Below are 13,963 nucleotides of genomic sequence, written 5' to 3' on the forward strand. Positions count from 1 at the left end.
CGTGTCGAGTTCAGCCGCAGAGACGAGCGCCGCGCCGCCGGTGCTGCAGGCCGCCGGCATCGGCAAGGCCTTCGCCGGCGTCACGGTGCTGCACGGCGTCGGCCTGGACGTGTTCCCGGGCGAGATCCACGCGCTGATGGGCGAGAACGGGGCCGGCAAGTCGACCCTGATGAAGATCCTGGCCGGGATCTACGGCGACTATGACGGCACCATCCTGGTCGACGGCGTGCCGCGCCTGTTCGCCGGGGTGCGCGACGCCGAGGAGGCCGGCATCGCCATCATCCACCAGGAGCTGAACCTGGTGCCGGGCATGACCGTGGCCGAAAACATCTTTCTCGGCCGCGAGCCGCTGCGGGGCGGCATCTTCGTCGACGGGCCGGCCCTGCGCGAGGCGGCGGCGCGGCTGATCCGCCGCCTCGGCATCGCCGTCGATCCGGACGCCCGGGTGGGCAGCCTGCGCGTCGGCGAGCAGCAGCTGGTCGAGATCGCCAAGGCGCTGTCGCTCGACACCCGCATCCTGATCATGGACGAGCCGACCTCCGCCCTGTCGCCGGCGGAGTGCGCCACGCTGTTCGCGGTGGTGCGGCAGCTGGCGCGCGACGGCGTGGCGGTCGTCTACATCTCGCACCGGATGGACGAGGTGATGGAGCTGGCCGACCGCGTCACCATCCTGCGCGACGGCCGCCACATCGTCACCGCCCCGATCGCCGCGCTGACGCGGGAACGGATCATCGCCCATATGGTCGGCCGCGAGCTGGCCAAGGCCGAGCACCCGGCCGGGCGCGGCGGCGCCGGCGGCCGGCCGGTGCTGTCCGTCCGCGACCTGTCGCTGGACGTGCCGGGGCGGCGCGGCGGCTGGCGCCGGGTGCTGGACGGCGTCGGCTTCGACCTGCAGCCCGGCGAGATCCTGGGCATCGCCGGGCTGCTCGGCGCCGGCCGCAGCGAGATCCTGGAGACCATCTTCGGTTCCGCCCGCGGCCGCCGCGGCGGCACCGCCCGGATCGACGGCGCCCCGGTCGTGATCGACGACCCGCGCACGGCCAAGCGGCACGGCCTGGCGCTGGTGACCGAGGACCGCAAGGCGACCGGGCTGCTGCTCGGCGCCTCGATCCGCGACAACCTCGCCTTGCCCTCGCTCTCGGTCCTCGCCCGCCTCGGCCTGCGCCGCTTCGGGCGGGAGGCGGAGCTGGCGCGGAGCACCATCGGCCGCCTCTCGGTGCGCTGCACCGGGCCGCTTCAGCCGGCCGGGCGCCTGTCCGGCGGCAACCAGCAGAAGGTGGTGATCGGCAAGTGGCTCGCCACCGCCCCGCGCGTCCTGCTGCTGGACGAGCCGACCCGCGGCATCGACATCGGCGCCAAGAAGGAGATCTACGACCTGATCTTCGCTTTGGCCGACCAGGGCATCGCCATCCTCCTCGTCTCCTCCGAGCTGCCGGAGCTGCTGCTGCTGGCCGACCGCATCCTGGTGATGTGCGAGGGCCGGCAGACCGGCCTCCTGTCCCGCGCCGAGGCCAGCCAGGAGGCGATCATGGACCTCGCCGCCCCCCGCGCCGCCCGAACCGCCCAGACCATGCCCGAGGCCGTGTCATGACCGTGCTTCGCCTGCTGTCCCGCACCAAGCTGTACTGGGGCCTGCTGGTCATCCTGCTGATCGGCATCGCCTTCTCGCCGGTCTCCGGCAGCGGCCGCAACATCTTCCTGTCCTACGGCAACCTGACCGACGTGCTGCGCCAGGTGTCGATCACCGGCCTCGTCGCCGTCGGTATGACCGTGGTGATCCTGATCGCCGGCATCGACCTGTCGGTCGGGTCGGTGATGGCCTTCGGCACGGTGCTGACCGCGACGCTGCTGACCAAGGACGGCTGGACCAGCTCCGCCACCGTCGCCGTGCCGGCGGCGGTCGTGGTCGCCTTCGCCGCCGCCTTCCTGCTGGTCCGCTTCCTCGGCCGCGGGCTCAGACACACGGAGGGGCCGGTCGGCGCCCGGCGGCAGGCGGCGCGCGACCCGCTGCGCGACAGCTGGGTGCCCGGCGCCGCCGGCCTGGCCCTGGCGGCGCTGGTGGCCGCATGGCTGGTGCCGCAGGTCGGCACCAAATTCGGCGTCCCGGCCCTGCTGGTGGCGGTGCCCTGCGCCGGCCTCGTCGTCGGCGCGGTCAGCGGCGCCATCATCGTCGCCGGCCGGCTGCAGCCCTTCATCGTCACGCTGGCCATGATGGTGGGCATGCTGGGCCTGTCGCGCCTGACCGCGGGGCAGGACAGCGCCGTGCTGCCGGTCTATGCCGGCACCAACGCCACCGAGGACATCGAGCTGCTGCGCAGCATGCTGTGGGGCGTGCTGCCGGTGCCGGGCCTGTTCTTCCTGGCCGCGGTCGCGGTCTTCGCGGTGCTGCTGCGCCTGACCGTGTTCGGCCGCTACGTCTACGCCATCGGCGGCAACGAGGAGGCGGCGCGGCTGTCCGGCATCCCGGTCGACCGGGTGAAGATCGCGGCCTATGCCTTCTCCGGCATGCTCGCCACCCTGGCCGGCATCCTCTATGTCGCCCAGTACCGCCAGGGCAAGCCGGACGCCGGGGCGGGGCTGGAGCTGGACGCCATCGCCGCCGTCGTGATCGGCGGCACCAGCCTGATGGGCGGCCGCGGCGCGCTGGCCGGCACCCTGGTCGGCGTCCTGATCTTCGGGCTGCTGTCGAACATCCTGCAGCTCCACAACATCAACTCCAACCTGCAGCTCGTGTTCAAGGGCGCGATCATCGTCGTCACCGTGCTGCTGCAGGAGCGCAACCTGGCCGATCTGCTGGCGCCGTTCCGCACGGCGCGCGCAGCCCGGCGGGACCCCGCCGCCCGGAGCGAGGCGGCGGGCCAACAAGGATCGTCGCTGATCCATCGGGAAGGAACGCAACCATGAACCGTCGCGATCTGTTGAAAACGACCGCGCTGGCGCTGGGCGCCGGCGTCACCCTGCACCTGCCCGCCGGCTGGGCCCCGGCCCGCGCCGCCGCCAAATGGCGCATCGGCTTCTCCCAGGCGACGACGCTGGAGCCCTGGCGCGTCCAGTTCAACAAGGACATCAAAGCCGAGGCCGAGAAGCATCCCGAGGTGGAGCTGCTGATCGCCGACGCCGAGGACCGCACCGAGAAGCAGGTCGCCGATGTCGAGAACTTCATCCGGCAGGAGGTGAACGCACTGCTGATCTCGCCGAAGGAATCGGCCGGGCTGACCGGTGTGGTGGAGAAGGCGATCGACGCCAAGATCCCGGTCTTCGTGCTGGACCGCAACGTCGACACCGACCGCTACACCCAGTTCATCGGCGGCGACAACGTCGTGATCGGCAAGGCGGTCGGCGAGTTCGTGGCCAAGGCGCTGGGCGGCCCGGGCAAGGCGGCCGGCAACGTCGTCGAGATCTGGGGCGGCCTCGGCACCCAGCCGGCGCATGACCGGTCCAACGGTTTCCACTCGGTGGCCGACAAGGAGCCGGGGCTGAAGTTCCTGCTGGACAAGCAGTCGGCCGACTGGAAGCAGAATCTGGCCTACGACATCATGGCCACGGCGCTGCGCAACTTCGAGAAGATCGACCTGGTCTACGGCCACAACGACCCGATGGCCTATGGCGCCTATCTCGCCGCCAAGGATGTGGGCCGCGAGAAGGAGATCAAGTTCGTCGGCGTCGACGGCCTGCCGAACGAGGGTGTGGTCTGGGTCAACAAGGGCGAGCTGGCGGCGACCTTCCTCTACCCCACCCCGGGCGCCGAAGGCCTCCGTCAGGCGGTGAAGCTGCTGAAGGGCGAGACGGTCGAGAAGACGATCGTCCTGCCGACCATGACCATCACCAAGGAGAACGCGCCGGAGATCCTGAAGCAGAACGGGCTGATGTAGCGGCCGCGCCGGACGCCCCCTCACCCGGGATTCCACGGCGATCTCGGGTGAAGGGGGCGGCTCCGGCCTGTCCGCTTATCCGCGCGCCCGTGACCAGGCTCCTCCTCATCCCTCCGGCCCCTTGCCGCTGCACGTTCGGGCTTGACTCATATAGCTCACCGGTTATAGATCAATCCATAGCCCACGGGTTATCGATTGCAGATGACTGACGCCCACGACGTGCTCTTCAGAACGCTCGCCGATCCGACGCGGCGGGCCATCTTCGAGCGGCTGTGCCGCGACGGAGAGCAGACGGTCGCGGCGCTGACGGCCCGGGCCGGCGTCTCGCAGCCGGCCGTGTCGAAGCATCTCGGGGTCCTGAAACAGGCCGGGCTGGTGCGTGACCGCCACGAAGGCCGCCAGACGCATTACAGCGCGCTGCCGCGCGCCCTGGCCCCGCTGATCGACTGGACCGGCCAGATGGCCGGGTTCTGGGAGAACCGGTTCGACGACCTCGAGGACCTGCTGAAGAGGATGGATCAATGAACGACGCATCGACCGAAACGCGCTCCGTCATCGTCGAGCGCGAGATCGCTCATCCGCCGGAAAGGCTCTGGCGCGCGCTGACACAGCCGCACCTGATCGAGGAATGGCTGATGAAGACCGACTTCAAGCCGGTCGTGGGCCATCGCTTCAACCTGCGCGGAGACTGGGGCGGCGTGCTGGATTGCGAGGTCCTCACGGTCGAGCCGAACAGGATGCTGTCCTATACCTGGAACTTCGCGCATGACGACGCGGCCTATGATCTGAGGAGTGTGGTGACCTTCACCCTTACCCCGACGGCTGCGGGCACCCATCTGCGCATGGAGCAGTCGGGCTTCCGGCCGGACCAGACGCAGGCCTATCACGGCGCCAAGGCCGGGTGGTCGCAGTTCTTCGAAAAACTGGAGCAGGTTCTGGCGCGGGCGGACTGAGTCCGCCGCCTGAAGTCAGCCCTGCGGCGGGCCGCCACCGGTCGCGGCGATGGCGGCGGCGGCCACCGCCGGGTCGACCTCGCCGCCGTCATGGCTGCGCACCACCACGTCGCGCCGGGCGAGATGGATGCCGGCGGCGTCGAACTCCTCGAGGATGCGCTGGTACAGCATCCGCCGGATCATGAACTGCTCGCCCGGCCGGGCCATGAACTTGATCCCGACCACCATGTTGAACTCCTCGATCCGGCGCACGCCCTGGGATTTCGGCGGGTCGAGCAGATGCGGTCCCAGCGTCGGGTCGGCGGCGATCTCGGCGCCGATCTTCTTCACGATCTTCTTCACCTGATCGACATCGGTTTCGAAGGGCACCCGGAACTCCAGCTTCATCACCACCCAGTCGCGGCTGAGATTGGTCATCGCACGGGCCTCGCCGAACGGCACGGTCTGCAGGGCGCCGCGCTGGTGCCGCAGCTTGAGCGAGCGGATCGAGATCGCCTCGACCGTGCCCTTGAGGGTGCCGATCTCGACATATTCGCCGACCCGGAACGCGTCCTCGAGCAGGAAGAAGACGCCGGAGACGATGTCCTTCACCAGGGTCTGTGCGCCGAAGCCGATGGCGAGGCCGACCACGCCGGCGCCGGCCAGGAGCGGCCCGATATCGATGCCGAGCGAGGACAGCACCACCAGCACCGCGACCGTGGCCAGGGTGACGAAATAGGCGTTGCGGAACAGCGGCAGCAGCGTGCGCAGCCGCGACTGATGCGCGGCGTCGGTCGCCGACATGGTCGCGGTCGACCGGCTCAACTGGTGGTCGATCACGGCCCGGCCGAGATGCCACAGCAGGTCGACCACGATCAGCGTCAGCACGATGCGCAGGACGGCGCGCAGCGCCATGGCGCCCGGATCGCCCGCCGCCATCATCGCCCGCATCGAATCGACGTCCCAGCGGTCCGCCAGGAAGGCGAGCGCGCCGAGGATCACCAGCGCCTGGGCCGTGCGCTCCACCAGCATGGCCAGCGGCCGGTCCTTGCCCTCGATCGAATCCGGCGACGCCACTGACCGCGCCGCCTCGCGGATCTGGCGCAAGCCCCAGGGCAGCAGCGCCAGCACGAACACCGTGACCGCGGCGCGGGCGGCGCCGAGCGCGACCAGGACCGCGGCGGCCGCCATCGCCACCGTGACCAGCCAGCGCGCGAGGTCGTCCTTGAGGCCCGGCTGGTCGGTCCAGGCCCGGCGCCGCCAGGTGAAGGCGACGACCAGGGCCAGCACCAGGAACGAGGTCAGCTCGCGGATCAGCAGCGCCGCATCCTCCGGCGCGTCCAGCCGGCGCATCAGCCGGGCCAGGAACACGCCGCCGATCATCACCGTCGGGATCGCGATCAGCCAGCGCATGATCACCGGGATGACGCGCTCCTCCACCGCGACCAGGCGCAGGTCCGGCCGGCCCGGGGCGAGGCCGAGCCGCAGCACCGCCCGCGCCAGCCGGGCGACCAGCACGATGGCGAGCAGGGCCAGCACCAGATGCTGGAAGCCGTGCGGCCAGGTGAAGATCAGGAAGATGCCGAGGCTGCCCACGGCGAAGGCGACGACGTTGCCGACGGCGAAGACGAGGCGGGCGGCGAAGACGGCGAGATGCTCGCCGATCCCGGCGCCGGGCGCGTGGATCAGCCGGTGGCGGATGGAGGCGGTCAGGCGCCGGAACAGCCATTCGACGAGGATGCCGATGCCGGCGAAGCCGCCGACAGCCAGGACGAGGCCGATCAGGCCGAGCTCGGCCAGCGCCTCGCCGATCCGGGCGCCGACCGCGGCCAGGATGCCCGGCAGGTCGCGCGCGGTCGCGGCGTACCATTGCAGCTTGCCGCGGGTCTGCGCCCGCATCTCATCGATCGCGTCCTGCTCCGCCGGCGCCGGGGCCGCCGCGGCCGGGGCCTGCGCCTGCCGTTGCGCCAGCCAAGCCTGCACCTCGGGGTTGCGCAGCAGGTCGAGCAGCTGCTGCACCGAGGCCGGCGGGGCCTGATCCGCCGGCGCGGGCGGCGCCTGCTGCGCCGAGGCCGTCGCGCCGAGCAGGACCAGCACCGCGATCAACAAGCCCCGGAACCAGCCCATCCGTCCCTCCCCGTCCCCTGCCCCGCATGCTCTCGCGCCGCGCGGCCGGTGGCAACGGTCCTCGCGGGCGGGACGCGAGGATCACTGGGCGGCGACGAGAACCCCGGCCTGCCACGTCTCCCAGTCCCGGACCACGGCCTGGACGAAGGGAGCGCCCGCCGCATACAGGTTGGCGATCGCGATCGGGAAGCCGCCGGACTTGGCCAGCAGGGATTCCACCGCCGTCTGGCCGGGATGGGGCCGGTCGAAATTGGAGGCGGTGCGCAGCACCGCGACCCGCCCGGTGTCCACGAGGCCCGCCTCCTCGCCCCGCCGCAGCGCCTCGAAGGTGGCGTTGTCCTCCTGCTGCGTCGTGCAGTAGCTGCCCTTGCCGTCGGTCACGAGCGCCACCCAGTCCTTCGCCCGCTCGCCGATCCGGGCGCCGTGCCAGTAGGTGTCGCCCGCCAGCGTGTCGCATTGCACGACCTTCGGCGGCTGGTTGGCCGGGGCGTCCGGATAACGGGCGCGATAGGCCGCCGCGGCCTCGCCGTCGACCAGCTTCGCATCCTTGGTCAGGGCCAGGACGGCCTGCAGCAGGTCCTCGTTCAGCTGGAACACCTCGGTGCGGTAGTTGAGCGGCGGCTTCCCGGCCGGATCCTTCGCCCCGATGCCGAGATAGCCGCTGCTCCAGCCCTGCGGCAGCTCGCGGGCGTCGATCTCGTGCTGGATGCCGAAATCCACCAGGTAGCGGGCCCAGGCGGCGGTGCCGAGCGTGCCCTTCGCCGGATCGATCCCGGCGATGCCGGCGATCAGCACATAGGCCTTGCTGAGGTCGAACTGCCGGCTCCACAGCAGCGCCATGGTCGAGGCCGCGGCGTTGGCATGGCCCATGCCGGTGGTCATCTGGCACACGCCGTCGGCGTTGCAGTGCACGGCGGGATAGTCGGGCGAAAGGCCCGGAACCGCGACCTCCTGATCCAGGCGAAGCTGCTCGATCCAGGGCTTCGCCTCCGGCCCGAACATCGAGATGATCAGCACCTTGACCGGCCGCGGCACAGGCGGCGTCTGCGCCATGGCGGGAGCGGCGACGAACGCCGCCAGGGCCGCCGCGGCGGCGGCACGCTTCAGTTCGGGAAGAGGCAAGGGTCGCTCCATCGCGTCGGAACCGGGATCTCGAACCTACCCTAGCGCGTGCCGCGGGCCAGCCGCCGCTCCAGCGCCGTCGCCGCCAGCGCGATCGGGTAGCACAGCGCGAAATACAGCAGCGCGACCAAGCCGTAGGTACTGGCGGACTCGAAGGTGGCGTTGACGATGATGGTGCCGGCCTTGGTCAGCTCGACGAAGCCGATCACCGAGGCCAGGGCCGTGCCCTTCACCACCTGCACCAGGAAGCCGACGGTGGGCGCGATGGCGACGCGCAGCGCCTGCGGCAGGATCACCAGGCGCAGCTGCTGCGGCCAGGTCAGGGCCAGGGCCCGCGCCGCCTCCCACTGGCCGCGCGGCACGCTTTCGACCGCGCCGCGCCAGATCTCGGACAGGAAGGCGGCGGCGTAGAGGGTCAGCGCCACCGCGGCGGCGGCGAGCGGCGGCAGGTCGAGGCCCAGCAGCGCCAGGCCGAAGAAGCAGAGGAACAGCTGGATCAGCAGCGGCGTGCCCTGGAACAGCTGGACGTAGAGCCGGGTCGCGCGCCCGGCCCAACGCCGCCCCGTGAGGCGCAGCAGCAGCAGGAAGGCGCCGAGCAGGAAACCGCCCAGGAAGGCGATCAGGCTGAGGGCCACGGTCCAGCGCGCCGCCAGCAGCAGGTTGCGCAGGATGTCCCAAGTGGTGAAGCCGGTCATGCGGCCACCTGCCGGTGACGGAACAGCCGCCGGGCCAGCCGGTCCGACAGCCGGCGCAGGACGATCGCGAGCAGCAGGTAGATCGCGCCGACGAGGAGATAGGTCTCGAAGCTGAGGAAGGTGCGGGACTGGATGAAGCTGCCGGCGAAGGTCAGGTCGCGCACCGCGATCTGCGACACGACCGAGGAGCCGAGCATGATGATGACGAACTGGCCGGTCAGGGAGGGATACACCTTTTCCAGCGCCGGGATCAGGATCACCAGCCGGAAGGTGCGCCAGCGCGACAGGCCGAGGCTGGCCCCGGCCTCCCACAGCCCGCGGCCGACGCCGTCGAGCCCGGCGCGCACGATCTCGGTGGCGTAGCCGCCGAGATTGACGATCATCGCCAGCAGCGCCGCCTCGACGCCGCCGAGCCGCAGCCCGAGGCGCGGCAGGCCGAAGAAGACGAAGAACAGCTGGACGATGAAGGGCGTGTTGCGGATCAGCTCGACATAGGCGCCGACGATGATGCGGACCGGCGCAAGACGCGAGCGGCGGCCGAGCGCCCCGAGCATGCCCAGCACGAGCCCGCCCGCGATGGCGGCGAGGGTGAGCAGGACGGTCAGGCCGATCCCCTGCAGGATCAGCCCGCCATAGCCGAGGAGGTCGGCGAAATGGAACTGGTACGTCAAAGGCGCCTTCCGGTTCAGAAAGGAGTCAGGGCGTCGACGCCGGCTCTCGCCCCCTCACCCGAAATCGCTGCGCGATTTCGACCTCTCCCCAAGGAGAGGTATTGGGCCCGGCTCTTCCTTCCCCTCTCCTCGGGGAGGGGGAGGGGCCCGACGCCGAAGGCGGCGGGAGGGTGAGGGGGAGAGCCGGCCGCGCTCTCCTCACAGGCTCAGACCGGCAGGTCGCCCGGCAGGGCCGCGCCGAGCCACTTCTTGCTGATCGCGTTCAGCCGGCCGTCCTGCTTCGCCGCGGCGATGATGGCGTTGACCTTGGCCAGCAGCTTCGGTTCGCCCTTGTTCAGGCCGATGAAGCAGGGCGACTGGCTGAGGATGAATTTCGGCTCCGGCCGCACCGACGGATCGCGCGCCAGGATCGCGGCGGCGACGACGTTGCCGGTGGCGATCAGCTCGGTCTGGCCGGACAGGAAGGCGGCGATGGTGGTGTTGTTGTCCTCGAACCGCTCGATATCGGCATCGGCCGGCGCGATCTTGGAGATCGCCAGGTCCTCCAGCGCGCCGCGGGTGACGCCGACGGTCTTGCCCGACAGGTCCTCGGCCTTCGCCACCGTCGAATCGGCGGGGCCGAACACGCCGGAGAAGAACGGCGCATAGGCGCTGGTGAAGTCGATCACCTTCTCCCGCTCCGCGTTCCTGCCGAGGCTGGAGATGATCAGGTCGACCTTGCGGGTCTGCAGATAGGGCAGACGGTTTGCACTGGTGACGGGCACCAGCTCGACCTTCACGCCCAAATCCTGGGCAATCAGGTTCGCCATGTCGATGTCGTAGCCCTGCGGCTGCAGGTCGGGCCCGGCCGAGCCGAAGGGCGGGAAGTCCTGCGGCACGGCGATGCGGATCACCCCGGCGGCCAGCACATCGTCCAGCGCCTCGGCCGCGGCCGGTTGCATCGCCCCGGCCAGCCCGATGGCGACCGCCAGGCCGCAGAACAGCCCCTTCCCCCAGTTCAGCAACGACATCACCTGCGCCCCATCCTGCCGGCGCGACCGCCGCGCCATCCGGGCCCTGGGGTCAGCAAGCCGCGTGCCAGGAAACAGTCGGCAACAAATCGTTACGCACCCGGCATTGTCCCGGCCGGCCGGGGAGGCTAGGGAGAGGCGGGATCCACAACCTGGACAGACTGTTGGCCACCCTGCTGTACATCCTCGCCTTCCTCTGCCCGCCGCTCGCCGTCTATCTCGACATCGGCGCCGGGGACGAGCTGCGGCTCAACATCATCCTGACGATCCTGGGCTGGATCCCCGGCATCATCCACGCCCTCTACATCCTGTCGATCCACCCGCCGCATTGACGGCGACGCCCGCCGGCACGGGCCGGCGGGCGTCGATCGGGTCAGGCGGCGGGGGTCAGTCGCGGACATAGTGCTTCCGCATCACCCCGTCGAAGCGCTTGCCCTTCAGGCAGCAGCGCCTGAAAGCTGCGGCCCGAGCCGCAGGGGCAGAGGTCCCGGCGGCCCAGCTTCTCGACCAGCTCCTTGTCGCCATGGACGACCCGGTCGCCCCGGCCGACATGGGTTTCGGAATTGAAAGCCCCTCCGGCGCTTGCTCAGCGGCTCAAAAGCAGTAGGGGGCGTCGAAACGGTCCTTGCGCATGATGACCTCCTCTGTCGCGAGGGCGTCCGGGATACGGGCCGGACGGCCGCGGTCGATAGCAGGAACGGCGCCGCCGCGCCAGTGCCGGGTGCCCGAGCGCGAGGCCCAAGCGCCCGGCCTCCCCCGGGCTACAGCACGAAGTCCGCCGCCGTCAGGGCGACATGGCCGTTGAGCACGATGTGGAAGTCGGAAGCGCCGTCGCCGTTGATGTCGCCGGCGACCGTGGTGGTCGTGGGCGAGGTGAAGGCATAGCGCAGTTGGCCGGCGGTATGGGTGTAGAGACCCGTGCCGATGAAGTGGAACGTCTGGTCGCCTGCCGCGCCGATATTGGCGTCGATCGCCGACAGATCGATCCTGTCGTGCTGGGCCTTGCTGAAATCGAGGATCTTGTCGGCGACGGGCCCGAGCAGGCTGTCCGACGGCGCGGTGAACACGAACCGGTCCGCCCCGGCGCCGCCGGTCTGGATGTCGGTGCCGGCGTCGCCGCGAAGGATGTCGTTCCCGGCGCTGCCGACCAGCTTGTCGTCGCCCGCCCCGCCATCCAGCGTCAGGCTGATCTTGCCGGCCGCCACCGCCCCGGCGTGGATCACGTCGTTGCCGGCGCCGGCAGCGACCGTCAGCAGGTCGGCCGCTTCCGAATGCTGGATCGAGACCGTCGCCTTCAGCCCGCCGATGCCGATCGCCGCGCCGGAGGACGAGAGCGAGATCTTGTCGGCGCCGGCGGTGCCCTCCACGGTCACCGCATCGACCGCGCCGTCGCCGGTCGTGCCGCCCGGGGCCCCGGCCAGATCGATGCCGACGCGGGTGGTCTCGGTCCCGGTCAGGTCATGGACCGTGACCTTGTCGGCGCCGCCGAGCGCGGTGAACTGGATGCGCTCGACATCGTTCAGGTCCATGTTGATCGAGGCGATGTCGCGGAAGAAGGTCGTGCGCCCGAAATTGGCCAGGATGTCGACCGTCTCGGCGGCGCCGGCGCCCAGGAAGGCCAGGTCGTCGGTGCCGAAGCCGCCCTCGACCGTGTCGCTGCCCTCGCCCGGCGCCCAGAAGAAGGTGTCGTCGCCGGCGCCCAGGAAGGCGGTGTCGTCGCCCTTGGCCCCGATCACGATGTCGTTGCCGGCGCCGCCGAGCAGCAGGTCCGCCCCGGCGCTTCCGGCCAGCGTGTCGTTCCCTTCGCCGCCGTTGAGGACCAGGACCATCGACTGCGGCAGCGCCCGCGCATCGATCCGGTCGTTGCCGCCGAGCCCGTCGATGATCAGGTGGTCGCCCGCGTCGAAATGCGCGATCGTCGTCTGCGCGGCCAGGCCGTTCACCACCACGGTCGCGGCCGTTCCCGTGCCGGTCTGCGACAGCGTGATCACGTCGGCGGCACCGGCGGCGGCGCCGTTGATGGTCACCGTGTCCGTCACGCCGTCGCCGGCGGTGCCGCCCAGCACGCCGGCGAGATCGATCGCCACATGCTTGACGTCGGTGCCGGCCAGATTGTTGAGGGCGATCAGATCCGACCCGCCGAGCGCCTGGAACTGGATGCGTTCGACATTGTCCAGGGTCATGGTCACCGCGGCGATGTCGCGGAAGAAGATCGCCTTTCCGGCGTTGGCGAAGATCTGGATGTTCTCGTCCGTCCCCGCGCCGAGGAAGGCGAGCGTGTCGGTGCCCGCCTCGCCGTCCACGGTGTCGCTGCCGTCGCCCGGGGCCCAGCCGAACGTGTCGTTGCCGGCGCCGAGAAAGGCGGTGTCGTCGCCCTTCCTGCCGATCACGACGTCGTTACCGCCCTTGGCGTTGATGGTGTCGGCATCGTCCGTGCCGGGCAGGGTTTCGCCGGCATCCGTACCGTTGATGATGGCCATGGATCATTCCCCTTCTCTGGTGGCGGCCGCCGGCCGCCGCTCGGTGTCTCACGCCGCCAAGATGCCGGACGCGCGGAGGGGCGCGTGTTACCGGGGTCACCTCCGCCGCCGGATGTGCTCCAATGGCCGGGTTCGAGCGCAGGAGGGCAGCCCATGCTGAAGCGGATCGATGCCGGGGTGCTGAACGTCGCCTATGAGGAGACCGGCGACCCGGCGGGCTGGCCGGCGGTGCTGCTGCACGGCTTCCCCTACGACATCCACAGCTATGACGAGGTCGCGCCGCGCCTCGCCGCGCGCGGCGCCCGGGTGATCGTGCCCTATCTGCGCGGCTACGGCCCGACCCGGTTCCTGTCGGCGGAGACGCCGCGGTCGGGCGAGCAGGCGGCGCTGGGGCACGACCTGCTGACGCTGCTGGACGCGCTGGGGATCGAATCGGCGGTGCTGGGCGGCTACGACTGGGGCGGCCGCGCCGCCTGCATCGTCGCGGCGCTGTGGCCGGAGCGGGCGCGCGGTCTGGTCTCGGTCAACGGCTACAACATCCAGGACATCGCCCGATCGGGCGAGCCTGCCTCGCCCGAGGCCGAGTTCCGCTACTGGTACCAGTACTATTTCCACGGCGAGCGCGGCCGACGGGGGCTGGAGCGCAACCGGCGCGAGCTGTGCCGCCTGCTGTGGCGGCTGTGGTCGCCGGAATGGCGCTTCGACGACGCCACCTATGGGCGCAGCGCCGCATCCTTCGACAATCCGGATTTCGTCGAGGTCGTGATCCACTCCTACCGCCACCGTTTCGCCCTGGTCGAGGGCGACCCGGCGGTGGCGGAGGTGGAGCGCCGGCTGGCGGCGCAGCCGCCGATTACCGTGCCGGCGATCACGCTGGACGGCGACGCCGACGGGGTGATGCCGCCCGGCGGCACCGCCCATCACGCCAGCCGCTTCACCGGCCGGCACGAGCACCGAGTGGTGACGCCGGGGATCGGCCACAACCTGCCGCAGGAGGCGCCCGAGGCCTTCGCCGAGGCGATGTTGACCGTCCGGGACTGGGCCGGCCGCTGAC

General features: G+C 70.8%; 14 protein-coding genes. 7 read left to right on the forward strand and 7 right to left on the reverse strand.

Translation table 11 applies throughout. The features are described from left to right. Position 1 precedes the first annotated feature (1 nt). The 5 genes from G537_RS0124055 (at position 2) to G537_RS0124075 (ending at position 4,825) form a co-directional block, all read left to right on the forward strand. Positions 2-1,591: a sugar ABC transporter ATP-binding protein gene (locus G537_RS0124055; RefSeq protein WP_026872283.1), complete on the forward strand. Its 1,590-nt coding sequence runs from the start codon at positions 2-4 to the stop codon at positions 1,589-1,591. Further along, entirely contained in the window at positions 1,588-2,904 is a 1,317-nt protein-coding gene (locus tag G537_RS39615) for an ABC transporter permease (RefSeq protein ID WP_034852819.1), read from the forward strand. Before G537_RS0124055 ends, G537_RS39615 begins: the two co-directional genes overlap by 4 nt. Further along, positions 2,901-3,872, forward strand: a complete 972-nt coding sequence (locus G537_RS0124065) for a substrate-binding domain-containing protein (RefSeq protein WP_026872284.1) — start codon at positions 2,901-2,903, stop codon at positions 3,870-3,872. Before G537_RS39615 ends, G537_RS0124065 begins: the two co-directional genes overlap by 4 nt. Before the next feature lie 201 nt (positions 3,873-4,073). After that, positions 4,074-4,397 (forward strand): ArsR/SmtB family transcription factor, encoded by a 324-nt coding sequence (locus G537_RS0124070; RefSeq protein ID WP_026872285.1) that lies wholly within the window; start codon positions 4,074-4,076, stop codon positions 4,395-4,397. Continuing rightward, positions 4,394-4,825 (forward strand): SRPBCC family protein, encoded by a 432-nt coding sequence (locus G537_RS0124075; RefSeq protein WP_026872286.1) that lies wholly within the window; start codon positions 4,394-4,396, stop codon positions 4,823-4,825. The genes G537_RS0124070 and G537_RS0124075 overlap by 4 nt, the downstream gene beginning before the upstream one ends. Positions 4,826-4,840: 15 nt before the next feature. On the opposite strand, the gene G537_RS0124080 is transcribed toward G537_RS0124075, so the two are convergent. From G537_RS0124080 to G537_RS0124100, 5 genes are all read right to left on the reverse strand, one after another. Next, on the reverse strand, positions 4,841-6,931 hold the full coding sequence (locus tag G537_RS0124080; protein WP_026872287.1) for a mechanosensitive ion channel family protein: 2,091 nt from the start codon (positions 6,929-6,931) through the stop codon (positions 4,841-4,843). Between the two features lie 81 nt (positions 6,932-7,012). Next, entirely contained in the window at positions 7,013-8,053 is a 1,041-nt protein-coding gene (locus G537_RS39620; protein ID WP_211230491.1) for a purine-nucleoside phosphorylase, read from the reverse strand. Positions 8,054-8,094: 41 nt separating this feature from the next. Further along, positions 8,095-8,748, reverse strand: a complete 654-nt coding sequence (locus G537_RS0124090) for an amino acid ABC transporter permease (RefSeq protein WP_026872288.1) — start codon at positions 8,746-8,748, stop codon at positions 8,095-8,097. Beyond that, positions 8,745-9,419 (reverse strand): amino acid ABC transporter permease, encoded by a 675-nt coding sequence (locus G537_RS0124095; protein ID WP_026872289.1) that lies wholly within the window; start codon positions 9,417-9,419, stop codon positions 8,745-8,747. Before G537_RS0124095 ends, G537_RS0124090 begins: the two co-directional genes overlap by 4 nt. 206 nt (positions 9,420-9,625) lie before the next feature. Further along, on the reverse strand, positions 9,626-10,429 hold the full coding sequence (locus G537_RS0124100) for a transporter substrate-binding domain-containing protein (protein ID WP_081689005.1): 804 nt from the start codon (positions 10,427-10,429) through the stop codon (positions 9,626-9,628). Between the two features lie 164 nt (positions 10,430-10,593). On the opposite strand from G537_RS0124100, the gene G537_RS43100 reads away from it, so the two are divergent. Continuing rightward, entirely contained in the window at positions 10,594-10,761 is a 168-nt protein-coding gene (locus tag G537_RS43100; RefSeq protein WP_081689006.1) for a YqaE/Pmp3 family membrane protein, read from the forward strand. 41 nt (positions 10,762-10,802) lie between these two features. On the opposite strand, the gene G537_RS45645 is transcribed toward G537_RS43100, so the two are convergent. Beyond that, positions 10,803-10,940, reverse strand: coding sequence for an SEC-C metal-binding domain-containing protein (locus G537_RS45645; RefSeq protein ID WP_211230495.1), 138 nt, complete (start codon positions 10,938-10,940; stop codon positions 10,803-10,805). Positions 10,941-11,190: 250 nt separating this feature from the next. Next, positions 11,191-12,909, reverse strand: a complete 1,719-nt coding sequence (locus G537_RS39625; RefSeq protein WP_051249037.1) for a calcium-binding protein — start codon at positions 12,907-12,909, stop codon at positions 11,191-11,193. Between the two features lie 153 nt (positions 12,910-13,062). Here G537_RS39625 and G537_RS0124115 point away from each other — a divergent pair, with 153 nt between their 5' ends. After that, on the forward strand, positions 13,063-13,962 hold the full coding sequence (locus G537_RS0124115) for an alpha/beta fold hydrolase (RefSeq protein ID WP_026872291.1): 900 nt from the start codon (positions 13,063-13,065) through the stop codon (positions 13,960-13,962). Position 13,963 lies beyond the last annotated feature (1 nt).

Source organism: Inquilinus limosus DSM 16000 (genome assembly GCF_000423185.1).
Lineage (GTDB): Bacteria > Pseudomonadota > Alphaproteobacteria > DSM-16000 > Inquilinaceae > Inquilinus > Inquilinus limosus.

What these genes read in the sequence shown, in the direction of transcription:
- G537_RS0124115 (WP_026872291.1), top strand. Translation starts at nt 13,063, where the DNA reads ATGCTGAAGCGGATCGATGCCGGGGTGCTGAACGTCGCCTATGAGGAG.
- G537_RS39615 (WP_034852819.1), top strand. Translation starts at nt 1,588, where the DNA reads ATGACCGTGCTTCGCCTGCTGTCCCGCACCAAGCTGTACTGGGGCCTG.
- G537_RS0124100 (WP_081689005.1), bottom strand. Translation starts at nt 10,429, where the DNA reads ATGTCGTTGCTGAACTGGGGGAAGGGGCTGTTCTGCGGCCTGGCGGTC.
- G537_RS0124080 (WP_026872287.1), bottom strand. Translation starts at nt 6,931, where the DNA reads ATGGGCTGGTTCCGGGGCTTGTTGATCGCGGTGCTGGTCCTGCTCGGC.
- G537_RS39625 (WP_051249037.1), bottom strand. Translation starts at nt 12,909, where the DNA reads ATGGCCATCATCAACGGTACGGATGCCGGCGAAACCCTGCCCGGCACG.
- G537_RS0124075 (WP_026872286.1), top strand. Translation starts at nt 4,394, where the DNA reads ATGAACGACGCATCGACCGAAACGCGCTCCGTCATCGTCGAGCGCGAG.
- G537_RS0124070 (WP_026872285.1), top strand. Translation starts at nt 4,074, where the DNA reads ATGACTGACGCCCACGACGTGCTCTTCAGAACGCTCGCCGATCCGACG.
- G537_RS0124065 (WP_026872284.1), top strand. Translation starts at nt 2,901, where the DNA reads ATGAACCGTCGCGATCTGTTGAAAACGACCGCGCTGGCGCTGGGCGCC.
- G537_RS0124090 (WP_026872288.1), bottom strand. Translation starts at nt 8,748, where the DNA reads ATGACCGGCTTCACCACTTGGGACATCCTGCGCAACCTGCTGCTGGCG.